Annotated in this window: 19 protein-coding genes; 7 read left to right on the forward strand and 12 right to left on the reverse strand. The window is 68.1% G+C overall.

The window, feature by feature from the left end; genetic code table 11:
- Positions 1-19: 19 nt before the first annotated feature.
- From HTUR_RS08710 to HTUR_RS08745, 8 genes are all read right to left on the reverse strand, one after another.
- Positions 20-1,606 (reverse strand): class I adenylate-forming enzyme family protein, encoded by a 1,587-nt coding sequence (locus HTUR_RS08710; protein ID WP_012942951.1) that lies wholly within the window; start codon positions 1,604-1,606, stop codon positions 20-22.
- Positions 1,603-2,682, reverse strand: coding sequence for a mandelate racemase/muconate lactonizing enzyme family protein (locus HTUR_RS08715; RefSeq protein WP_012942952.1), 1,080 nt, complete (start codon positions 2,680-2,682; stop codon positions 1,603-1,605). The genes HTUR_RS08710 and HTUR_RS08715 overlap by 4 nt, the downstream gene beginning before the upstream one ends.
- Before the next feature lies 1 nt (position 2,683).
- Positions 2,684-3,625 carry a 1,4-dihydroxy-2-naphthoate polyprenyltransferase gene (locus HTUR_RS08720; protein WP_012942953.1) on the reverse strand — a complete coding sequence of 314 codons (942 nt, stop codon included), beginning with the start codon at positions 3,623-3,625 and terminating at the stop codon, positions 2,684-2,686.
- Between the two features lie 99 nt (positions 3,626-3,724).
- Positions 3,725-4,447, reverse strand: coding sequence for a cohesin domain-containing protein (locus tag HTUR_RS08725; protein ID WP_012942954.1), 723 nt, complete (start codon positions 4,445-4,447; stop codon positions 3,725-3,727).
- Positions 4,437-5,693: a DUF7350 domain-containing protein gene (locus tag HTUR_RS08730; RefSeq protein WP_012942955.1), complete on the reverse strand. Its 1,257-nt coding sequence runs from the start codon at positions 5,691-5,693 to the stop codon at positions 4,437-4,439. Before HTUR_RS08730 ends, HTUR_RS08725 begins: the two co-directional genes overlap by 11 nt.
- 52 nt (positions 5,694-5,745) lie before the next feature.
- Positions 5,746-7,023, reverse strand: coding sequence for a DUF7405 family protein (locus HTUR_RS08735; protein WP_012942956.1), 1,278 nt, complete (start codon positions 7,021-7,023; stop codon positions 5,746-5,748).
- Positions 7,024-7,478: 455 nt separating this feature from the next.
- Positions 7,479-8,372: a 1,4-dihydroxy-2-naphthoyl-CoA synthase gene (locus HTUR_RS08740; RefSeq protein WP_012942957.1), complete on the reverse strand. Its 894-nt coding sequence runs from the start codon at positions 8,370-8,372 to the stop codon at positions 7,479-7,481.
- Between the two features lie 145 nt (positions 8,373-8,517).
- The gene (locus tag HTUR_RS08745) at positions 8,518-9,861 is read right to left on the reverse strand and encodes a right-handed parallel beta-helix repeat-containing protein (protein ID WP_012942958.1); all 1,344 of its coding nucleotides are present in this window, start codon (positions 9,859-9,861) and stop codon (positions 8,518-8,520) included.
- Positions 9,862-10,308: 447 nt separating this feature from the next.
- Here HTUR_RS08745 and HTUR_RS08750 point away from each other — a divergent pair, with 447 nt between their 5' ends.
- On the forward strand, positions 10,309-11,346 hold the full coding sequence (locus HTUR_RS08750; protein WP_012942959.1) for a J domain-containing protein: 1,038 nt from the start codon (positions 10,309-10,311) through the stop codon (positions 11,344-11,346).
- A gap of 328 nt (positions 11,347-11,674) precedes the next feature.
- Here HTUR_RS08750 and menD read toward each other — a convergent pair whose 3' ends face one another.
- The 3 genes from menD to HTUR_RS08765 all read right to left on the reverse strand — a co-directional run bounded on the left by menD (position 11,675) and on the right by HTUR_RS08765 (position 15,517).
- A complete protein-coding gene (menD, locus tag HTUR_RS08755; protein ID WP_012942960.1) occupies positions 11,675-13,477 on the reverse strand; it encodes a 2-succinyl-5-enolpyruvyl-6-hydroxy-3-cyclohexene-1-carboxylic-acid synthase in 1,803 nt (600 codons plus the stop codon).
- Positions 13,474-14,829, reverse strand: a complete 1,356-nt coding sequence (locus HTUR_RS08760; protein WP_012942961.1) for an isochorismate synthase — start codon at positions 14,827-14,829, stop codon at positions 13,474-13,476. The genes menD and HTUR_RS08760 overlap by 4 nt, the downstream gene beginning before the upstream one ends.
- Before the next feature lie 85 nt (positions 14,830-14,914).
- Complete coding sequence (locus HTUR_RS08765) at positions 14,915-15,517, reverse strand: sulfite oxidase-like oxidoreductase (protein ID WP_012942962.1); 603 nt, start codon at positions 15,515-15,517, stop codon at positions 14,915-14,917.
- Between the two features lie 255 nt (positions 15,518-15,772).
- On the opposite strand from HTUR_RS08765, the gene HTUR_RS08770 reads away from it, so the two are divergent.
- Together HTUR_RS08770 and HTUR_RS08775 are read left to right on the forward strand one after the other, a co-directional pair.
- Positions 15,773-16,072: a hypothetical protein gene (locus HTUR_RS08770; protein ID WP_012942963.1), complete on the forward strand. Its 300-nt coding sequence runs from the start codon at positions 15,773-15,775 to the stop codon at positions 16,070-16,072.
- A 315-nt stretch (positions 16,073-16,387) separates the two neighbouring features.
- Positions 16,388-16,615, forward strand: coding sequence for a ribbon-helix-helix domain-containing protein (locus tag HTUR_RS08775; RefSeq protein ID WP_008895334.1), 228 nt, complete (start codon positions 16,388-16,390; stop codon positions 16,613-16,615).
- A gap of 30 nt (positions 16,616-16,645) precedes the next feature.
- Here HTUR_RS08775 and HTUR_RS08780 read toward each other — a convergent pair whose 3' ends face one another.
- Positions 16,646-16,828, reverse strand: a complete 183-nt coding sequence (locus HTUR_RS08780; RefSeq protein ID WP_012942964.1) for a DUF7550 family protein — start codon at positions 16,826-16,828, stop codon at positions 16,646-16,648.
- 201 nt (positions 16,829-17,029) lie between these two features.
- Between HTUR_RS08780 and HTUR_RS08785 the strand changes: the two genes are divergently transcribed.
- The 4 genes from HTUR_RS08785 (at position 17,030) to HTUR_RS08800 (ending at position 21,180) form a co-directional block, all read left to right on the forward strand.
- On the forward strand, positions 17,030-17,764 hold the full coding sequence (locus tag HTUR_RS08785; protein ID WP_012942965.1) for a hypothetical protein: 735 nt from the start codon (positions 17,030-17,032) through the stop codon (positions 17,762-17,764).
- Entirely contained in the window at positions 17,761-19,122 is a 1,362-nt protein-coding gene (locus HTUR_RS08790; protein ID WP_012942966.1) for a hypothetical protein, read from the forward strand. The genes HTUR_RS08785 and HTUR_RS08790 overlap by 4 nt, the downstream gene beginning before the upstream one ends.
- Positions 19,123-19,242: 120 nt before the next feature.
- Positions 19,243-20,055 carry an imidazole glycerol phosphate synthase subunit HisF gene (hisF, locus tag HTUR_RS08795; RefSeq protein ID WP_012942967.1) on the forward strand — a complete coding sequence of 271 codons (813 nt, stop codon included), beginning with the start codon at positions 19,243-19,245 and terminating at the stop codon, positions 20,053-20,055.
- A gap of 243 nt (positions 20,056-20,298) precedes the next feature.
- Positions 20,299-21,180 carry a hypothetical protein gene (locus tag HTUR_RS08800; protein WP_012942968.1) on the forward strand — a complete coding sequence of 294 codons (882 nt, stop codon included), beginning with the start codon at positions 20,299-20,301 and terminating at the stop codon, positions 21,178-21,180.
- Positions 21,181-21,236 lie beyond the last annotated feature (56 nt).

Here is a 21,236-nt window from a genome sequence, read left to right on the forward strand (position 1 = left end):
CCCGTTTCTGTGACCGAGATTACATCGACTCGGTTACGTCGATTCCGTCCTCGAGCAGTCGCTCCCGGACGGCCGCCCGGTCGACGGTCCCCGACGCGGTCCGGGGGAGCGCGTCGATGGTTCCGATCGTCTTCGGACGTTTGAATCCCGCGAGCCGCTCGTCGCAGTGGGCGAGCAGCGACTCGAGATCGATCGCGTCGGTCACGCTGGCGGCGCCACTCGCGGCGTCGGCAGCAGGGACGATCAACGCAGCGACGCGCTCGCCCCACTCGGGGTCCTCGAGGCCGACGACCGCTGCCTCCTCGATGTCCGGATGAGAGCGCAGCGCCGCGAGCACCTCGCCGGGATCGACGTTCTCGCCGCCGGTGACGATCCGGTCGCTCCGCCGGTTGAGGATCCAGAGTCGACCGTCCTCGTCACGGTAGCCGATATCGCCGGTGTGCAAGCCGTGCTCGCCGAACGCCGCCTCGGTCTCCGCATCGGAGAGGTACCCCGGAGTCACCGTCGGCCCGGCGACGACGAGTTCGCCCGATTCGCCCGCCGGAAGCGGGGCACCGCTCTCGTCGACGACCGTCACGTCCGTACAGACGAGCGGGCGGCCGACCGTCCCCTCGTGACTCGCGATCTCTTCGGGCGTCGCCGTCGCGATCTGGGAGGCCGTCTCGGTCATCCCGTAGGTCGGGTGGACCGGCACGCCGGCCTCGAGACAGCGCTCGAGCAACTCGCTCGAGGCGGGCGCACCGCCCAGCAGGACGAAGCGAAGCGAGTCGGGCGGGCTCCAGCCGGCGTCGAGCAGCCGCTTGCACATCGTCGGGACGAGCGAGACGCCCGTGATATCGTCGGCGTCGAGAACGCGGGCGGTCGCCTCGGGATCGAACGACCGCTGAATCACGACAGGCGTCCCGTAGAGCGTCGAGCGGACGACCGGAGCCAGCCCGCCCATATGGTACATCGGGAGACAGCAGAGCCACCGGTCGTCGGGCGTGACGCCGAGCCGGAACGCCGAGGCGGTCGCACTCGAGACGAGGTTTCCGAGGGTCAGCCGAACGATCTTCGGTTCGCCCGACGTGCCCGATGTGAACATGAGCAGGTGGGTCCGGTCGCGCTCGAGCGCGACCGGCTCCAGATCCGGCTCCGGCGTCGTCCCGCTATTCGAGCGGAGCGAGTCCACGCCGTTGCGTTCTGGATCGTCGACCGAGACGACGGGACAGTCCGCGACCTCGAGCGACAACCCCTCCGTTCCGGCCTCACAAACGAGCGCGTCGAGGTCAGTCCGCCGGACCTTCGACTCGAGTTCGGCGGCCGTCTCGCGGACATTCAGCGGGACGACCGTGACGCCCCGGCGCATCGCAGCGAAGTAGAGTTCGGCGAACTCGACGCGCGTCTCCATCAACACGCCGAGTCGGTCGGGGCCGTCGGATCGTCCATCGGAGTCCGTGAGGAGCGACTCGAGGCTGGCGGCGACGGCGTCGACCCGCCGATCGAACGCCCCGAACGTCCACGACTCGTCGGCGTCGGCGTCGATCACGGCCGTCGCGTCCGGCGTCGTCGACGCGCGGTGGGCGAGGAGGTCCCGCGTCGGCCAGTCGACCGGCCCGGGCGTCACTCCTCCCACACCCCCTCGACGCCCAGCCCCTTCGCCTGCGGGACGACCGCGGACCCCTTCTCGAGGAGGACGGGATCCTTGCCCAGATCGTCCGCGAGCAGGTCCGCGGTGGCCAACCCGCAGGCCGACACGTCGGGGATCGACGCGGCCAGGTGGACCGCCCCCGTCCGAGCGACGACGGCGTCGATCGTCGTCGTCACGATCGGGTCGATGTCGAGTTCGCTCACCCACGCCGCGACCGTTCGGGCGACGTCGACGCCGCCCAGCGCCATCGGCTTCAGGACGAGGGCGTCGGCCGCCTCGGCCTCGCAGATCGCGTCGACGCCGTGCTCGAGCAGCCCCTCGTCGAGTGCGATATCGACGCCCTCGCCCCGGTCGTCCGTCCGGAGGTCGGCGTGACCCTCGAGGGCCCCCGCGGGGAGCGGCTGCTCGAGGATCGCCACGTCGAACTCGGCGGCGGCCTCGAGCGCTGTCGCCGCCTCCTCGTACGTCCAGGCCTCGTTGGCGTCGACCCGCAGTTCGACGTCGGGGCCGACGGCCTCGCGGACGCGCCGGACGCGTTCGATGTCCTCCTCGACGCTCCGCCGGCCAGCTTTGAGCTTACAGCAGTTGAACCCGCGGTCGACGGCGTCGGTGGCCTCCCGGACGGTCTCGACCGTCGGGCCGTCGCCGATCGTCGCGTTGACCGGCACCCGGCCGACCATCGGCCCCTGTCCGATGTACCGGTACAGCGGCGTCGACTCGCGTCTCGCGGTCAGATCCGTCAGCGCGAGCCCGACCGCGTGTCTGGCCGCGACCTGCTCGTCGACCGCCTCGATCGCCGCGGCCGATCCGGACTCGATCGCCTCGGCGGCGCGGGCGAGCGCCGCCTCGCAGTCGGCGTGGGACTCCGTCCAGCCCTGCAGCGGCGTGGCCTCGCCGTAGCCCGCGGGACCGTCGTCGGTCCCCTGCTCCGTAATCCGAACGAGGAAGCCGTTTCGGGAGTCGATCGTCCCGTCGGCCGTCTCGAGCGGGTCCGCGAGATCCAGCGAAAACGGCCTGTACTCGAGTTCGAGATCCCGGTCGTCGTCGGACATGCTACGTCGCCACCCCCGCGGCGAACAGGATCGCGTAGATCGCCAGCAGTTTGCCGGTTCCCTCGAGGGCCGGGTTCAGCGCCTCGCCGTCGGTCCGCGTACAGACCGTTCGGGCGACGACGGCCGCGTAGGGCAGCGAGGCGAGCGGGAGCAACACGCGCGGGCCGAACCCTTCGGCCAGCCAGAGCCACGGCGGTACGAGGTAGGCGAGTCCGAGCAGCGCGACGTACTCGACGCGGCTCCAGCGGTAACCGATCCGAACCGCCAGCGTCCGCTTGCCGGTCTCGGCGTCGGTCTCGCGGTCGCGGATGTTGTTCACGACGATGATCGCCGTCGAGATGCCGGCGACCGGGAGACTCGCGAGGAACGCCTCGCGGGTAACGGTTCCCTCGGGGATCGTCGTCGTCAGCGGTTCGGCGACCGTCGCCGCGGCCTGGACGTAGAACGTCCCCATCACGGCGACGAGTCCGAAGAAAATGAAGACGAACAGATCCCCGAGGCCGTGGTAGCCCAGCGGATAGGGGCCGCCGGTGTAGGCCCAGCCGCAGACGACGCTCGCCAGTCCGACGACGAGGATCGGCAGGCCGCCGACGTAGACGAGGTAGGTTCCCGACAGGATCGCCAGCGCGAAGGTGACGAACGTCGCCAGCTTCACTTGTTCCGGGGAGATAATCCCCGCCTGGGTGACCCGCGTGAATCCTTCTCGGTCGTCGGTGTCGGCTCCCTTGATCGCGTCGTAATAGTCGTTCGCGAAGTTGGTCCCGATCTGAATCAGCGCCGCGCCGACGAACGCCAGCAGCGCCGGTAGCGGGGCGAACACGCCCTCGTGGATCGCGACCCCCGTCCCGACGATCACCGGCGCCGCGGCCGCGGGCAGCGTCTGTGGGCGTGCGGCCATCAGCCACGCCTTCGTCCGTGAGATGTCGACCTCGGCCGTACTCATTGCTCGAGTGTCCCACTCGCGGGAGTGTCAACGTTGGCATTGCGATCGACCGACGCCGCTCGAGCGGGTCGCTACCGGAGACCTCCCGCGGACGGTCGCTCACCGCGATCGTCGGGCCCGCAGCCAGAGCGCCGCACCGAGACCGGCCAGTCCCGAAAGCGGCGTCAGTCCGGGGACGGGATCCTCGAGACCGCCGTCGCTCTCGTCGCCCGCGGCGCCGTCGACGACCAGCGTCGCGTTGCGTTCGATCGGGTCGACCGAGTAGCCGCTCGGGAACATCGCCGAGTCGTTCGTGATCGCGAGGGTCTCGTTGGTCGTCGACGCGTCGTCGCTGACCTCGAGGGTGATCGTCGACGTCGTCCCGGTTCCCTTCGTGCCGTTTCCTGGCGGAGTCCGCTCCTGCTCGACGGTTATCACGCCGCTTTCGTCGTCGATCTCGACGTCGCCGTCGACCGTCGCGTTCTCACTCCCGTTCTCGCTTTCGTCCTCGTCTCCGCCGGCCAGCATCGATCCCTGTTCGACGTCGGTCACGGTGAGTACGTCGGGATCGTACTCGATCGCGTAGGAGAGCCCGCTGATTCCGTTGCCCGCGGGGTTCCCGTGCGTGCTCGCCACGAGATCGAGCGTCACGGTCTCGCCGGCCGCGACGTCGAGTTCCGTCGTGTCGTCGTTGAACCCCTCGGAGTCGAAGTACAGCAGCGTCGCGCTGTCGATGGCGCCGGCCGGCGCGGAGACGACCGCGAGCGGGGCGAAGAGGAGCCCGCAGGCGACGGCGGCCGCCAACGCGGCCGAGATGACGGCCGCGAGGCGTTCACTCGGCATCGTCACTGCCCTCCGGCACCCGCAGTTCGATCGGCGGCATTTCGAGGAAGGCCGTGTCGTACCCCTGGTGGCGGGCGACCTGCGGCGGCGACCGAATCGTCAGCGTCACCGTATCGCCGGCCCGGAGATCGACGTCCTCGAGCGACGCTCCGTAGTGGAGCCCGTACTCTCCGTCGATGGTCTGCTCGAGGGAAACCGGTTCGGCGGTGACCGACTCCCCGTCGCGTTCGATCGTCGCGTCGAGGCTCATGTTCGGAAGCGGGACGCGGTTGTACGGCGTCCGCGGCGAGACGAGCAGGGAGCGCCCGTCACCGCCGGTCAGTCGGTGGTCCGACTCGAGGACGGTCGCGAGAAACGCCGCGTCGCCGCTTCGGGGCAGTTCGGCCGTCGATTCGGGACGTCCCTCGCGAATCTCGCCGCTCTCGTCGGTTCCGACGAGGAGCGTCCCGGGGAACGCGTCGACCTCGGGGAGCCGTGAGTAGGGAACGTGATCGTGAGCCATCGGCTCGAGGGCACTGCGTTCGCCCCACCGCTGCTCGTCGAAGTAGTCGACGTCCGAGACCGTCTCGCGAAAGTCCTGATCGTAGTCGAACTCGAAGGTGGCCGTCTCGCTCTCGTCGAATCGGCCCGCGAGGTCGCCGGTCGTCCGCGCCGACAGCGGTGGCAGTTCGACCTCGACCGTATAGGTGCCGTCCTCCTCGAGGGGGACGTTGTCGCCGAAGTGAAAGCCCATCTCCTGGGAGAGCATCGGCCACATCGACTGCGGGGACCCGACCCGTTCGCCGTCTCGAGAGAGCCTGACGACGTTGCCGCTGTCGACCGGCAGGATGACGCCTGTCTCCGCGTCCCAGAGAGCGAACATCATGTGGACGCCCCGCATCTGATCGGGCGGAACGTGCTGGACGTCGTCCTCGCCGTCGCCGGTCACGAGCCAGAACGGGTGGGGGTACGATAGCATCGGCGCGAGCCGGTAGTCGCCGGCCGCAACCGGCTCGAGAGCGCGCATCGACTCGCGGTGGGTCGGCACGTAGACCGCGTCCGGTTTGTCCTCTATTTCGGGAAGGCGAGGCCCGACGTTGGCGGTCTCGTCCGATTCCTCGCCGGTTTCGTTCCCCTCACCGTCGGATTCGTTTTGCTTCTCGCCGTTTCCGTCGTCGCCGCCGAGTCCCAGACAGCCAGCCAGCGCGAGCCCGCCGGTCGCCGCCCCCCAGCCGACGAACGTCCGTCGATCGATTTCGTGGCCCATGTGGATGGTCGTAGGTCGTCGTCTCCGATTTCGTCCTCGCGTCCTCGAGTCGTCACTCCGTCTCCGTCGGGTCCGCCGGCGGCAGCGCCCGCAGCAAACGCGGCGGGACCAGATAGTTTCCGCGCCGATTCACGAAGATGTAGCCAGTGATGCCGTTGTTCAGGTTGGTCACGGAGAGGTCGTCACCCTCCATCGCCCGGCGAACGCGGACGAAGTCCTCGATCCCCTCCTGAAGGGCGAGGAAGTGGATCCCCGGCCGGTCGTCGTCGACCGTGCTGAAGTCGCGGCGCAACAGCGGCGGTTCTCCGTCCACCCGCCCGCGAGCGGCCTTCTGGGCGTGGCCGACGACGCCGCGATCGCTGGCGTCGGATTCGGTCGCCGCGATGCGCTCGTCGGTCAGGCCGTTGGTCGTCGTCAGTTTCTCACCGGTCGCGCCGACCGCGTCCTCGTCGGCGTGTTCCGGGCTGAACATCTTCTGAACGCGCTGGTGCTGGCTGTCCTGTTCGAACCACTGGCGGAGGTTGAGTCCCATCGAGGAGACGTGCTGAGTCGTCGCCCCCTCGAACGGTCCTTCCGTGATCGTCACGCGATCCTCGGTGGCCTGGCTCTCGGTGAAGCCCGACCGAAAGCCCATCAGCGACGGCGCCTCGTCGGGGATCGAGTCCGGGACGCCGTCGAGATCGGTGTGGTTAGCCGGCAGCCCTTCCCCGATGAACCCGGTCCGGCGCCGCTCGTCGACGCGCTCGAAGACGCCGGTCAGGTCCGTCTCGATCCCGCGGCCGTTGTACGCGTCGCGCTCGCCGAACAGCCCCTGCTCGGCCTCGAGGGCGACCTCCGGGTGGTCGCTGGCGAGGTGGAGGACGGCGTCGAACTCGTCGAACCTGTCGGCGTCGCCGACGACCGGCTCCGGGTCGGGGAGATCGACCGAGTCGGGCAGTGAGCCGTCGAATCGATCGAAGTACGCCGGCGTGTAGCCCATCGTGAAGACCAGCCCCTCGTTGCTCCACTCGTAGGCGCGCTCGAGGGCCCGAAGCGCGTCCTCGACCTGCGTTCGAGCGTCGTCGGTCGGCTCCGCCTCGAGCGACAGCGCTACCAGCACGTGGTGTTCCGGCAACTGGACGTTCCCGTCGTCATCCGTCGAGAGGAACTCGTTCCAGGCGTGCTGTCGCGACGGCAGCGAGTCGGGATCGTCGGTCCCGGACGGGACGTCGACCTCGTCGTCCCCGCCGTTCTCGGAGAGACAGGCGCTGAGCGCCGACGCGCCGCCGACGGCCACCAGCGCTCGGAGGTAGTCCCGGCGGGACAGCGCGGACCGATCGGGAAGTGTCACTGGTCGGAAGTCGGGTGCCGATGTTCAAATGGTTTTCTCCCTTGATCGCAGGGTCGAAGAGATGGGACTCGAGGAGTGTTGTCGACCCACACGAAAGTGCTCTTGACTGGCGATCCGACGTTCGGTGGCGCGCGCTGTCGGCGAGACGCGACCGAAGGGAGCGCCTCGAAACGCGAATCGCGCGGGACCGACGGTCCCGCGAACCATACGAACGGGCGCGGAGCGCCCGTGAGTAGACGGGGAACGAAGTGATCCGTGAGCGAGGTCGGCCGAACGCCAGTGAGGGCGGACGACGATTCGTGCGAGGGATGAGCGGTGAGTAGCGCGAACGAGCGAATCGGCTGGGGAGGGTGTGGCGCTCCCTGTTGCCAGTAATAGCAGAATGTTCGAGTCACCTCCCGTACGGCCGAAACCCGATCTGAGACGTTCCTCGACCGAATAACGCGTTCAGACGTTCAGTAGTGCCACGGGAAGTCGTCGAAATCGGGATCGCGGCCCTCGACGAAGGCGTCCCGGCCCTCCTTCGCCTCGTCGGTCATGTAGCCCAGTCGCGTCGCCTCGCCGGCGAAGACCTGCTGGCCGATCATGCCGTCGTCGGTCATGTTGAAGGCGTACTTGAGCATCCGCATCGCCGTCGGGCTCTTGGCATTGATGCGCTCGCCCCACTCGAGGGCCGTCTCCTCGAGTTCCTCGTGGGGGACCGCTTCGTTGACCATTCCCATCTCAGCGGCTTCTTCGGCGTCGTACGTTTTCCCGAGGAAGAAGACTTCGCGGGCCTTCTTCTGGCCGATCTGTTTCGCGAGGTAGGCCGAGCCGAAGCCGGCGTCATAGCTGGCCACGTCGGGATCGGTCTGGAGGAACTTCGCGTGCTCCTCGCTCGCGAGCGTCAGGTCGCAGACGACGTGCAGCGAGTGGCCGCCGCCGACGGCCCACCCGGGAACGACGGCCACGACGACCTTCGGGATGTGGCGGATGAGACGCTGGACCTCGAGAATGTGCAGACGACCCTGCTCCGACGCCCGTTCTTCGTCGCCCTCGTACTGGTAGCCGTCCTCGCCGCGGATGGTCTGGTCGCCGCCCGAACAGAAGGCCCAGCCGCCGTCCTTCGAGGAGGGGCCATTGCCGGTCAGCAGGATGCAGCCGACGTCGGTCTGGCGCTTGGCGTGGTCCAAGGCGTCGTACAGCTCGTCGACCGTCCCCGGCCGGAAAGCGTTGCGCACGTCGGGCCGGTCGAAGGCGATCCGGACCGTGCCGGAATCGACCGCTCGATGGTAGGTGATGTCCCTGAACTCGTCGTTCAGCTCCGCGACCGGCTCCCAGCGCTCGGGGTCGAACAGTTCCGAAACCATTGGCTCGACGTTGGTCCGCGGGCTGTGAAATAGGTTCGCGTCGCGCTCGAGGGGCTTGCGGATGCGGTTACGGTTTCGGTGTGACGCCCAAGCAACCGGTCCGCTGTGTTCGAGCCGTCGTTTCGTTCGGGCGACCCGAATCAAGTCACTCTCGAGTCGCGTTCAGTCCCCGCTGGATATCGACCGCGTAGGTGTCGTCGATCTCGATCGGTGCGGGACTGTTCCGGATCGTGTTCGTCGCGACGACGCCCGCCTCGCCCGAGCGGATCCGGATGCCGGCGTCCGCGGCGTCGCTGATCGCGTTCCCGGTTACGGTGAAGCTGTAGGGACGCTCCGTCTCGCGGGCGACCTCGTCGTCGGCGTCGGCCGGGACGGTCCGCGCGAGCACGCCGACTGGACAGTTGTCGACCTGATTGCCGGAGATCGTGATATCGTACGAACGCGCCAAGGGCGTGCCGGCGATCTCCTCGCGGACGTGGGTCTCCTTGTACTCGATCTCGATGCCCGCCTCGCCGCCGGGATCGGGGGCGTACTCCTCGAGGTCGCGACAGACGTTCCCGACGATCGCGCCCTGCTGGGCGGGCGAGCAGGCGATGAGGCTGTGGCCGCCGTCCTCGACGACGTTGCCGTAGATGGTGAAGTTGCTGACGTTGTAGGTGGCGATGTTGTTGTAAGTCACGCCGGCGACGTAGTTGCGCGCGACGACCACGTTCTCGGAGCGGCGCAGATCCCGCTCGCCGCCGGTCGGCGCGGCTCGGGCGGTGATGCCGTACCAGTTGGGTTCGAGCACTTCGTTGCCGACGACCTGCACGTTCGTACACCGCGAGAACGAGATGGCCATCTGGAAGCCGTCGACGGTGCGGGTGTTCGCCACCAGCAGGCCGTCGCAGTCGTCGGCCTGGACGGCGTGGTTGTCGAGTTGCGTTCCGTTCGCGTCGAACTCGATATTGGCGACCGTCGCGTCGTCGCCGCGGACGCGGATCAGGTCGTGGCCCGACGGTTCGTCGGTCGTCGCGGGGTCTTCCCCGTCGGCGACGACGAACCGCGTTCCCTGCTGGCCGATCAGCGCCGTGTCGTCGCCGACCGTGGCCGGGCCGCCGAAGCGGAAGTCGCCGCCGCCCGCGACGACGGTGCCGCCGCTCGAGGCGAGTTCGTCGAAGGCGTACTGGAACGCCTCGTCGGCGGTGCCGTCGGTCGAGAACGCGACGCGACCGGACCCGGCCTCGAGGACGAGGTAGCTGGCGCCGTCCTCGTCGCGGCCGCGTTCCGAACCGCGGTTCCACCACCCGCCGCGGCCGTTCGGTCCGCGGCCGTCGCTGCGGACGACGTAGTAGCTCGCACTCGAGAGCGCGCCGGCGTCGCGTCCTCGCGCTTCACCGAGTCCGGTCAGCGCGCCGAGTCCGGCGGTCGCTCCGAGACCGCCGAGGAACGTCCGTCGCGTCGACCGTCCGAACCGCCGGCCGCTGGTGACGTTGGTGTCGTTGGACATCACCCGTCACTGTCAGCGTATCAGTCATATTATCTTATAATACATCTATAGTTGAATTTCATCGTACCTTGCCCGGAACATGCTGGTCCCGAGAAGTGTATAGCGGTCTCGATTCAATCGCCTCATATCGATTCGAACAGCGCCAGCGGCGGTCGCGACGTCGTCCCCCGGCCTCGAGTCGCGGCTCGATCGAGCGCTGCAGTCGGAGGAGACACGGCTCGCCGGTCGCCAACCGAGGCCGTCGCTTTCAGACGCCAGATCCTCCGATATCGCCGTCAGAGCGGCGAGACTCCGTCTCTGCCCCACCCTCGATTTGATATAGCGTTATACAATACATAAGTCCGAAATACGACGCAGCGGAACGGCGCTTTCAGTTTCCAGCCCGCGCTCGAACGGCGATCACCTAAGCCGATTGATTTTTCAGCCGGCCGTTCGATTCCGCAGGCGATGGGCGAGACGTACTACGAGGTCCTCGAGGTCGATCCGGACGCGACTCGCGAGGAGATTCAGACCGCCTACCGCGAGCGCGTCCTCGAGACCCATCCAGACCACAACGACGCGCCCGACGCCGCCGAGCAGTTTACGCGCATCTCGACGGCGAAGTCGGTGCTGACCGACGGCGCCGAACGGGCTCGGTACGACCGCCTCGGGCACGAGTCCTACGTTCGTCTCGCCGACCACGCCGGCGGCGATGGGAGTTCGGACGACTCGAGTGCGGCGAGCGATTCGGACGCCGCGACGGCGAACGAGTCAGACTCGTCGACGACCGGTGACTCGAGTACCGATGCGAGTGCGAATGCGGCGGGGTCGAGAACGACACAGCGTACGAACTCGAGCACGGGATCGAAGCGCGGCCGGCGTCGGACGAGCAATCGAACCGCCGCCGACTCGAGTCGGGCCGACTCGGGACGCTCCGGCTCCCAGCGCGGTGCGCGAACCGAGAGCCATCACGCGCGACAGCGCAAGCGACGACGTCAGCAGCGGGCCCGACGACGGGCGACGAGTGGCCGGTCGGTCGACGACGAGACGACGGCGTCGGCGTCCTCGACCCGCGGCGGGTCGAGCGCGACGGCCACCGGAGCCGACCGCGACAGCGAGGCGTCGGCGTCCCGGTACGCCGTCCACGACTGGACGGACGACGTCGACCTCGAGTGGGAGGGCCAATCGCTCGAGTACTCGACGGCGGTGACGATCGGCTGTTGCTGGCTGCTGTATCCGGTGTTCGTCGCGACGGTGCTGACACCGGTGTTTTCGATCGCGGTCAGCGCCATCGTCGCCGCCTGTACGCTCGGCCTCGTCGGCTACCTGCTCACCAGACCGCGAGTCGCGGCTGTGGTGTTTGGCTCCTGGAGCGTACTGTTCCCGGTCGGGATCTACTGGCTGGCACCCGTGTCGCAGTTCTCGCTGGTCGGGCTGGTCGCGCTCAGCTTCGCCTGGATCCCCTTCGGCTACGCCCTCGCGCTCTGGTGGGCCCTTCGTCCCTGATCGCTTGGGTGCTCGTTTTCAATCGGTATCCGACGCAATACGCTCGGATCCATTTTCGTGGGGACTACGTAGAAACTGGACACTCGAGCGTTTTGCTCACGCTGGCAACGGGGAATCGCCACACCCTCCCCAACGATTCGCTCGCTCCAGAGAGTCACTCGCTCATCCCTCGCACGGCTTCGTGCCGTGGTTCGTCTCAGGCTCGCGGGTCACTCCGCTCCCCGCTCGCTTCTCGAGGCGCTCGGTTCCCTCGCGCCTCGCATCCCTCACCGCGGCACGGCGCGCGCCACCGTAGGCCAGAGCAAATGCAGGAAAATCTATAGCGAACCTACGCGTCCTCGCCACGGAGTTCGTCACGAACTCGCTCTGCGAGCACGTCTCGGCGTCGATGACTCTCTTCCGAGTCGAATTCGACCGCGAGCACCTGCGTCCCCGCGGACTCGAGCGACCGCCGGTAGGCGCTCGCGAAGTCGGCGGGAGCGACGCGCTCGAACGCGAGGTCGTAGCAGTCGGCCAGCGCGTCGAACTCGAGGCCGTGGGGCGTCTTGAACTGATCCGTAAAGGGCGGTTCGAACTCTTCGATAGGGAGTTCGTGGAAGATGCCGCCGCCGTCGTTGTCCAGCAGGACGATCGTGGCGTCGACGCCGCAGCGGTCGACGGCCAGCAGCCCGTTGGAATCGTGGTAGAAGGCCAGATCGCCGGTGACGAGCACGAGCGGCTCGTCGGTCGCGCTGCCGGCGCCCAGCGCCGTGCTCGTGATCCCGTCGATTCCGCTGGCGCCGCGATTCGAGAGCACCGTCAGGTCGGCGTCGCGGGGCCGACCGAACCGGTCGGCGTCCCGGATCGGCATGCTGTTGGACACGAAAACCGTCGCCGGATCGGGTGCGCCTTCGAACACGTCGGCGAGAACGGCTCCCTCGAACGGCTCGGACTCGAGCCTATTCGGCTCGAGGGCCGCGTCGCGAACCGACCAGTGGCGACGCTCCGCATCGGCGAAGGCGGCCAGCCACTCGTTTTCGGAGCCCGTTTTCGACCCAGTGTCGACCTCGAGACGCTCACACAGCCCCTCGAAGACGGATCCGGGCGCGGCCGCGAGCAAGTCCGTCGCGGTGAACGTCGCCTCGCGCCAGTCGCCCGCGGGGTCGACCAGAAACTGCCGCGCGTCCGAATCCCGCAGCGCGTTCCGCAGGGGTTTCGAGGTCGGCGACGCGCCGAACCGGACGACGACATCGGGCGCCGGCAGCAGGTCGATGTAGGCGTCGTAACCGCCGTACACCGGCCCCGTCGCGGACTCCCGGTTGACGTGCGGGCCGAACCGCAGGTTCGAGAGCGGATCCGCGAGGATCGGCGCGCCGACGCGCTCGGCGACGGTCACGACGTGGCCGGCCTCGAGCGCGGGCAGATCGGCGGGATCGGCCGGTCCCGCGACGATCAACGGTCGGTCTGCGTCCGCGAGCGCCTGGACGAGGTCGGCGTACTGCGCGTCCGCGAGCGAGCGCGTTCCCGACTCGGTTTCGACGAACGCGCCGTCGCGTCCGCGTCCGGCGGGCGTCTCCGCGAACGAATCGGGGACGGCGTCGGGAACCTCGGTCGGCTCGAGGGGCTTGCGAAACGGACAGTTCAGGTGGACGGGTCCGGGGTCGACGCCGCCGGTCTCGGCCAGCGCCCGGGCGGCGGTCGTCCGGAGGCCCCGGACCTTGCGCTCGTCGGCCTCGGGATCTGGGAGTTCCGAATACCAGCGGACCGCGTCGCCGTAGAGTTTGACCTGATCGACGGTCTGGTTCGCGCCGCTGTCCCTGAGTTCGTGCGGCCGGTCGGCCGTGAGCACGAGCAGCGGGACGCGGGCCTGATCGGCCTCCATTACGGCCGGATGAAAGTTCGCGGCCGCCGTCCCGGAGGTACAGACCAGCGCCGTCGGTTCGCCGGTCCGGCGCGCCCGCCCGAGCGCGAAGTAGGCCGCCGAGCGCTCGTCGAGGTGGGAGTAGACGTCGACCGCCTCGTGTGCGGCGAAGGCGACCGTCAGCGGCGTCGACCGGCTGCCGGGGGCGATACAGACCGCCTCGAGGCCGCCCTTCGCGAGTTCGTCGACGAGCACGCGGCCCCACAGCGTCGCGCGGTTCGGTGCGCTCATCGGTCGTCCAGTTCGTCGAGGATCGGTCGGAACTTCAGCTGTACCTCCTCCCACTCCTCGTCGGGGTCGCTGTCGGCGACGATACCGCTGCCCGCAAAGAGCGTGACCGTCCGGTCGGTCGCGATCCCCGAGCGGAGGCCGACCGCGAACTCGCCGTCGCCGGCGGCGTCGAACCAGCCGATTGGTGCCGCGTACCAGCCGCGATCGAACGTCTCGGCGTCGCGGATCGTCTCCCAGGCCGCCGCGGGCGGCACGCCGCCGACGGCGGGCGTCGGGTGCAGCGCCTCGACGATTTCGAGGACGTGGCGATCGCCCCCGAGGGTCGCTTCGATCGGCGTCTGGAGGTGTTGAATGTTCGCCAGCCGCCTGATCGTCTGCTCGTCGATCGTCAGGTCGCTCGCGAGGGGCGCGAGTTGCTCGCGGATCGCGTCGGCGACGAGGCCGTGTTCGCGCTGGAATTTCTCGCTGTCGCGCATCTCGTCGGCGTAGGCTCGATCCGCTTCGGGGGTCTCGCCGCGAGGGACCGACCCCGCGAGCGCCTCCGTCTCGACGCGGTCGCCGCGCTTGGCGACGAGCCGTTCCGGCGGCGCGCCGAAGAACGTGCCGCCGTCGTCGCGACCGATCAGGAACCGGTAACAGTTCGGATACCGACGGCGCAGTCGCTCGAGCGTTTCGGGGACGTCAACCGGCCCCTCGAGGTCGACCGACAGCGCCTGCGCGAGGACGACCTTGGTGAGTTCGCCCCGACCGATCCGTTCGAGGGCGGTCTCGACCTGGGCGGTCCAGTCCTCGCGCGACGTGGTTCGCCGGGTCGATTCGACGCCGGGGCCGTCGCCGCTCGGTCGCATCGTCGGCAGCCCCCGGAGCCGGTCGGTCCAGCGCTCGAGTCGATCCGCCGCCGTCTCGGGGTCCGACGCGACGGCCGTCAGCCAGGTGTCCGCGTCGCTCCGGACGACGAGTACCCGCGGAACGACGAACTCGGCCGCCCGAAACCCGGACCACGGCGGCGTCGGCTCGTGGCCGTCGTGAAAGGAGAGGCCGCCGAAGGCCCGCGGCCGGGCGACGCGCGGGCCGTCGTGTTCGAGGCCGTCGAATATCCGGTTCGCGCGAGCCCGGAGTCGGTTGAAGCGCTCGATTCCGTCGGCAGTGAGGCGTGCGGCGACGCCGCGGCCGACGATCTCCAGTCCGTCGGGCGTCGACCAGAGCACTCGCGACTCGTCGTCGGCGTCGATGACCGCGCCGAACGACACGTCCTCGAGTTCCCGGCTGGCGCTGACGAGGGGGGTCGCGTCGGCGTCCGGCAGCGAGCCGGACTCGCTCGCGAGCCGACGCTCACCCGACGATCGATCCATCGAACGCAGTTCGGGACCGCCGCGCCTTCAGCCTAACTATCCCGGGCGCCGGCCCGCGCCTCCCGCTATCGATTCCCGCTCGCGTCTAGCTGTACCGCTCTTCCTCCCACGGGTTCGCCGTCTCCGAGTAGCCGCGTTTCTCCCAGTAGCCCCGCTGGGCCTCGGTGAGGAACTCGACGCCGTCGACCCACTTCGCCCCCTTGTAGGCGTACTTGTGGGGGGTGACGACCCGCAGTGGCCCGCCGTGGTCTTCCGGGAGATCCTCGCCGTCGTAGGCCCACGCGAACAGGACCTCCTCGCGCATGCAGTCCTCGAGGGGCAGATCGGTGGTGTAGCCGTCGAGCGCGGAGAACATGACGTGGACCGCGTCGTCGTAAACGCCCGCGCGCTCGGCGAGAGCGGGGAAGGAAACGCCGGTAAACCGGCAGTCGAACTTGCTCCAGCCGGTGACGCAGTGGAAGTCCTGCTGTTGGGTCTCGCTGGGCAGGTCGCGGAACTCGTCCCACGAGAGCGAGAGCTCCTCGTCGACGGCGCCGGTGACGGTGAACTCCCACGTCTCGGGATCCCAGTCGGGCGTCCCGCTCTTCGAGAGCACCGGAAACGCTGAAGTCTCCCGCTGGCCGGGCGGCAGCCGCTCGTCGCCGAACTCCCGGTAGAGATCCGTGACGTCGATGGCGTCGTTGGTCATACGCGTGCGTACGTCCCGACGGACGTAGATGTGACGCCTTCGTCGAGCGGGCGAGCCGACGACCCATCCGTCGACGTGTCGCGTGCGACGGAGACACACCGCTCGAATGAAACGATCGTCGACACGTAAGCCCGTATTTCCGGGCCGGTAGCGGGGGTGAAACGAACTGTAACAGTCGGCTCGACATCACAATTCAGGGCCTTCTTCGCGAAACCCTCGCCATCCCTTAGTACAGTCTCGACCACGCTCACCTGTATGGCGAGCAAACCGCAGATAGCCGAACGAGAAGTCACCGAACAGGCAGCAGAAGAAGTCGGCGAAGAGGCCATGGGCCCCGCGTTCGTCGCGTCGGCCGCGTCCGTCGGACTCTCACTGTACTACTACTTCATGCGCGGAGAGCGCCAGCTCGGCACGTTTATCGGTCTCTGGCCGCCGACGATCCTCGCGTTCGCGAGCTATTTCAACCAGCGAAAGATGCTCAACCAGCTTCAGTCGGTCACCCAGCCGGGGACGACGCTGAAGAACGCGTTCGACTCGATGATGGGCAACCGCTAACGGAATCGAACGAGACCGATAACCGCGACTGCGATCGCGATTCGATCGCTGCGACTGCGACGCCGTCAGCGGTCCTTTCTGGACGAGCGCTACTGACCGTCGATCACCGACGGTTCTCCGATCGGTCGAGCACGGTGAGACCACTGACCTCCCGACTCGAGATCGGTCACAGCGAACTCGAGATGACCGAAATCCTGATTCGCGAGCGGTGACGACGGCCACGACCTCCGGCGCCGGGATCGCCGATTGGGGGCGATTCACAGCGTATGGAGTCCCCGTCAGACCTAAATACCCCCTCGCCGAAAGCCGAATCAGATGCCGAAAGTAGAGATCACCATCCCGGAACACCTCGAGATGCAGATCGCCCAGATGGTCGAGCGCGGCGAGTTCGTCAACCGCGAGGAGGCGATCGAAGACCTCCTCTCGACGGGGATCAAAGCCTACAAGACCAGTGGACCGATGGACGAGGAAGAGGGGACGAGCGGTGGTACCGGCCTCGAAGACGACGGTATGATGGGTCACGACGACGAGTACGTCTTCTAACGTCGCCGATTTTCGCTCTCGACCACTCAGTCAGACCGTGAGCAACGGGATTCCGAACGCGACGGCCAGACCGAGAAGGGCGACGACGAGGCCGATGCCGACCTCGCGCAGTCCGTACTCGCTCATCGGTGCGGTCGTCCGCTCGGCCTCGAGGTCGTGGCCGACGTCGGCGCCCGTATCGCCGTCTTCCGTCTGGTGCGTGTCGTCTGCCATACTCAGCTGTTGCCGACTCACCGCCTTAAAGACACCTCTCTCGTCGGCGAGCGGGCGCCTCGATCGTTCCCCGAGGTCGTCGAACGGTCGGTAGGCGCGACTCAGCGTCTCGCAACGAAACGCGTCGCGCGGGGCGAGCGCTCCCGCATCGCGTCACGTCAGTCACTACGTATTTACACTCCGGCTACCAATACGGTGTCGATGCCCTCCACATCGATCTCTCGCCGGCGACTGCTCGCAGCGGGCGGCGGCTGTCTCTCGGCTGCGTTCGCCGGCTGCGTCGAGTTCAGCGAAGGGGAATCGGTTTCCGGCCACTCCTCCGAGGGAGGCACGTTCGAGTCGACCCACGAGTACGAGTCGCTGTCGATCCGCTCGGCGGACGATACGCCCGTCGCCTACTCGAGCGAGGACGCCGCTGAAGACGGCGACGAGAACCGAGAGCCGCGACATCTCGATACGGTCTTCGTCACCAACGAGGACGACGCCACGGCGCTGTGGTTCACCGACGCCGCCGCGGACGACGACGTCGACACCGCTCGAGCGTTCGTCGAGGAGACCAACTTCGAGAGCGAGACCGTCGTCGTCGACCAGCGCTCGATCGACGACTGCTATCGCCGGCACCTGCTGGGCGTCCGCGCGGCGGACGACGAGTTTCGGACGAGCTACTGCCGAGAAATGAAAGCCGCGACGGAGCCGTGCGAGGCCGACAAGACCGTCGTAGAGGCGATATTCGTCCGCGTTCACCGGCCCTACGGCGATCCCCCCTCGAGTCGGGGGAGCTCCGAACGCACCACCTGCCCGAGCGATGCCGGCGTCGCGAACGGCTCCGCGGCGAACGAAACGGACGGAAACGGCACTGAGACCGGCGCGGACGGAACCGGAACCGAAAACGAGACGCACGAACCCGACACCTCGAGCACGGAGGGCCAGCGATGAGAGGAGACGGTCGAAGCCATCGCCGGCAATTCCTCGTGGGACTCGCCGCGACCGGCAGCGCCGCGCTCGCCGGCTGTAGCGCTCTCTCGTGGATCGACGACGGCGGGTCGTCGTTCACCGCGGCCGACGCGGCCGACGTGCTCGCCGACGGAACCGAGGCGCCGGAGATCGAGTGGCCGGCGCCGGTGGTTCCGGCGTCGGACGCCATCGACGACGGCCTCGAGCGCGTCGAGACCCTCCTGGCGGACGTTCCAGACCCGCTCGAGGCCGAGACGGTCCCCAACGGCGTCGTTCGGCAGTCGATCGGCGAGCGTCGGGACGAGGCCCGCGACCGCCGCGACGAGGCCGCTGCGGCGACCGGGGACGATCGCTACCGCGCGCTGCGGACGACCCGCGAGGCGCGCGACGCCGCGCGGGCGGCGACGACCACGCTCGACGCCATCGACGCCGAGAACGAAGCGATCATCGCGGACCTGCGCGAGGAGCGTACCGAGACCCGCTCGAGCGTTCGCGATCGGCTCGAGTCGATCGCCTATCGGGGCGACGGCGCCGGGGACGAACTGCTCCGCGCGGCGCTGTTCTACGCGCGCCGGGAATCGGACCTCCGACGTGCGGCGGATCGGCTCGGTCGAAATCGGTGGGAGGTCGACGGGGACGCCACCGTCATCGACATCGGCGACGGTGCCGGTGCGGTCGAGTTCGGGACGGCCACGCGGACCGTCTGGGAACACCTCGCGGAGCGCTTCGACGAGCGAACCGACGAGTCGACGGATCTGACGCCGGTCTTCGAGGCCGCCCTCGAGGCGTCGACCGAGCGCGTCGAGAGCATCATCATCCCCGACCGATCCGACGAGGACTGGCTCGACGGCATCGTCGACGGGGAACTCGACCAGCACACGGAGCAGGTGCTCTGGCGGACGGTGGATCCGGTCTCGAGCGCGGGGGACGGCCTGAACCGGGCCATCGAAGACGGTAACACGGGTATCGCACTCTACGAGGCCGTCCGGTTCGAGGTGCTGTACCGGGCCTTCGAACGCATGCGCGGTCGAATCGACGGCGGGACGCTGGCAACCCCCGAATCGGCCGCGGAGCTCCGCGCGGAGCGAACGGCCGCGATCGAGGCGGCCGACGCAGCCGCCTCGTCGGTGACCGAGCCGTCGATCGGCGCGTACGTCCTCGCAGAGACGCTTCGGTCGCTCGAGTGGACCGACGAGAGCGTCCGCCGGGCCGCGGACAACGATCCAGAAGTCGGTGTCTCACTGTTCACCGAGTACGGAGATTACGCGCGCATCCGGGCCCAACTCGAGGCGCTTCCCAACGCAGTCGAGACCTTCCGGGAGCGACTGCGGTCGGCGTGAGGGCGGCGCCGTTGCGACGGCAGTGATAACTCGCCATCGGGACGGAGACCCGTCCGTCGCTCGAGACACCGATGGGGACCACTTTACTATCCCGGGTTCCAAGGCTCGCACAACGACCACATGCTGACAAAGCGAATCATTCCGTGTATCGACGTGGACTTAGACGAGGACGGGAACCCGGCAGTCTACACCGGCGTCAACTTCGAGGACCTGAAGTACACCGGCGATCCGGTGGAGATGGCCAAAGCGTACAACGAGTCCGGCGCCGACGAGTTCGTCTTCCTCGACATCACCGCCTCCGCGGAGGGCCGCGAGACGATGCTCGACGTCGTCGAGCGCGTCGCCGACGAGGTCTTCATTCCCCTCACGGTCGGCGGCGGCATCCGCACCACCGACGACATCAAGGAGACGCTGCGGGCCGGCGCCGACAAGGTCTCGATCACGACCGGTGCGCTCGAGCGCCCCGAACTGATCAACGAGGGCGCGAAAGCCTTCGGCAACCAGTGTATCGTCATCAGCGTCGACGCCAGACGGCGCTTCGACGAGGAGGGCGAACACTACGTCGAGATCGACGGCGAGTCCTGCTGGTTCGAGTGCACCAAGAAGGGCGGCCGCGAGGGGACCGGCATCGACGTCCTCGAGTGGGCCCAGGAGGCCGAGTCCCGCGGCGCGGGCGAACTGTTCGTCAACTCGATCGACAAGGACGGCACCAAAGACGGCTACGACCTGCCGCTGACGAAGGCGGTCTGTGACGCCGTCGACACGCCCGTCATCGCCTCCTCGGGCTGTGGCGGCCCCGAGGACATGTACGACGTGTTCACTGAGGCCGGCGCCGACGCCGGCCTCGCGGCCTCGATCTTCCACTTCGACGAGTACTCGATCGAGGAGACCAAGGAGTATCTGGACGAGCGGGGCGTTCCGGTTCGGCTCTGAGCCGCGAGCGAACGTAACGGCGAACGGCCGTCGGCCGTGAGCCAGTGAGGGAGTGGCTTTTTGGTGCAGGTTTTTGTGCGAGTGGTGGCGTAGCCACCTGAGCGGAAAAAGGTGCCAACGGAGTATCTGGACGAGCGGGGCGTTCCGGTTCGGCTCTGAGCCGCGATTCTCGCACGAGGCGACGCAGGCCGTTCGTTCCGACTTCCAACACGCTTATATCGACACGGTTGTGCGTTACGACCAGTGAAGTGGCGGTGCACGTGGTGTGGGAAACCGCACGCGGAAAACGACCCTCCCTGTGACAACTGCGGACACAACACCTTCGAGAAGGCGGTCGTCCGCGAGGGCGAGAGCGAAAGCGAGGCCGAGCGAAACGAGTCCGCGAGGGCGGCCTCGAGCGACCCGGCCGTCGATACCGGCGTGACTCGAACGGAGACGGTCGACACCGGCACCACCTACGTCTGGCGCTGTCAGGACTGCGGTCGCGACCACGTCAAGTACAACCCGCCATGCTCGCGCTGTGGGAACCACGACCTAGAGAAGATCGAGCAGCGCTATGACGACGTCGACGGCGACCTCGAGACGTCCAGTTGGCTCGAGGTGGCCAAGCCGTACGCGCCGATTCTGGCGGTCATCGTCGTGGTCGCCGCACTGTTCGCGACCGGCGTCGTCCCGCTGTCGATTATCCCGGGCGTCGGCGAGCCGTCGCCGCCAGATGCGCCGGGTGAGGGCAGTCAGGCCGCGGGAATCGACCTCGAGGCGACCGAACTTGAGGTTCACGACCGACTCGAGGCCGAACGCGATAGCGCGCGCTCGTACGACGACGGGCTCGCGGCCTACGCCGAGTACAACAACCGCGCGCACGTGGCGAGCCAGCACGACGGCACGGGATCGGAGGGAGTCGAGCCCGGCGATTTCGGCGCCGATTGCGGTAGCGCAGGTGCCAGCGGCCAGTTGACGCCCCCGCTATCGATCGACGACTACGACGACGAGGCCGCCCTCGCCGACGACATCGCCAGCGGACTCGAGACCAGCGACGCGGTCACGGATCCCGACCTCGAGCGCGAGGGACTCGACCTACACGTCCTCGAGGGGGCGGTCTACGTCCACTACGCGGCCTGCTAGACTCTTTAATAATCCGTTGGAGTTTTGCTGAAGGGAAACGCTACAAGACCTACTCA

It is taken from the genome of Haloterrigena turkmenica DSM 5511 (assembly GCF_000025325.1).
In the GTDB taxonomy this organism is placed as follows: domain Archaea; phylum Halobacteriota; class Halobacteria; order Halobacteriales; family Natrialbaceae; genus Haloterrigena; species Haloterrigena turkmenica.

Coding starts and splice junctions, on each gene's coding strand:
- HTUR_RS08715 (WP_012942952.1), bottom strand. CDS start 2,682: ATGTCCGACGACGACCGGGATCTCGAACTCGAGTACAGGCCGTTTTCG.
- HTUR_RS08720 (WP_012942953.1), bottom strand. CDS start 3,625: ATGAGTACGGCCGAGGTCGACATCTCACGGACGAAGGCGTGGCTGATG.
- HTUR_RS08725 (WP_012942954.1), bottom strand. CDS start 4,447: ATGCCGAGTGAACGCCTCGCGGCCGTCATCTCGGCCGCGTTGGCGGCC.
- HTUR_RS08730 (WP_012942955.1), bottom strand. CDS start 5,693: ATGGGCCACGAAATCGATCGACGGACGTTCGTCGGCTGGGGGGCGGCG.
- HTUR_RS08740 (WP_012942957.1), bottom strand. CDS start 8,372: ATGGTTTCGGAACTGTTCGACCCCGAGCGCTGGGAGCCGGTCGCGGAG.
- HTUR_RS08745 (WP_012942958.1), bottom strand. CDS start 9,861: ATGTCCAACGACACCAACGTCACCAGCGGCCGGCGGTTCGGACGGTCG.
- HTUR_RS08750 (WP_012942959.1), top strand. CDS start 10,309: ATGGGCGAGACGTACTACGAGGTCCTCGAGGTCGATCCGGACGCGACT.
- menD (WP_012942960.1), bottom strand. CDS start 13,477: ATGAGCGCACCGAACCGCGCGACGCTGTGGGGCCGCGTGCTCGTCGAC.
- HTUR_RS08760 (WP_012942961.1), bottom strand. CDS start 14,829: ATGGATCGATCGTCGGGTGAGCGTCGGCTCGCGAGCGAGTCCGGCTCG.
- HTUR_RS08765 (WP_012942962.1), bottom strand. CDS start 15,517: ATGACCAACGACGCCATCGACGTCACGGATCTCTACCGGGAGTTCGGC.
- HTUR_RS08770 (WP_012942963.1), top strand. CDS start 15,773: ATGGCGAGCAAACCGCAGATAGCCGAACGAGAAGTCACCGAACAGGCA.
- HTUR_RS08775 (WP_008895334.1), top strand. CDS start 16,388: ATGCCGAAAGTAGAGATCACCATCCCGGAACACCTCGAGATGCAGATC.
- HTUR_RS08780 (WP_012942964.1), bottom strand. CDS start 16,828: ATGGCAGACGACACGCACCAGACGGAAGACGGCGATACGGGCGCCGAC.
- HTUR_RS08785 (WP_012942965.1), top strand. CDS start 17,030: ATGCCCTCCACATCGATCTCTCGCCGGCGACTGCTCGCAGCGGGCGGC.
- HTUR_RS08790 (WP_012942966.1), top strand. CDS start 17,761: ATGAGAGGAGACGGTCGAAGCCATCGCCGGCAATTCCTCGTGGGACTC.
- hisF (WP_012942967.1), top strand. CDS start 19,243: ATGCTGACAAAGCGAATCATTCCGTGTATCGACGTGGACTTAGACGAG.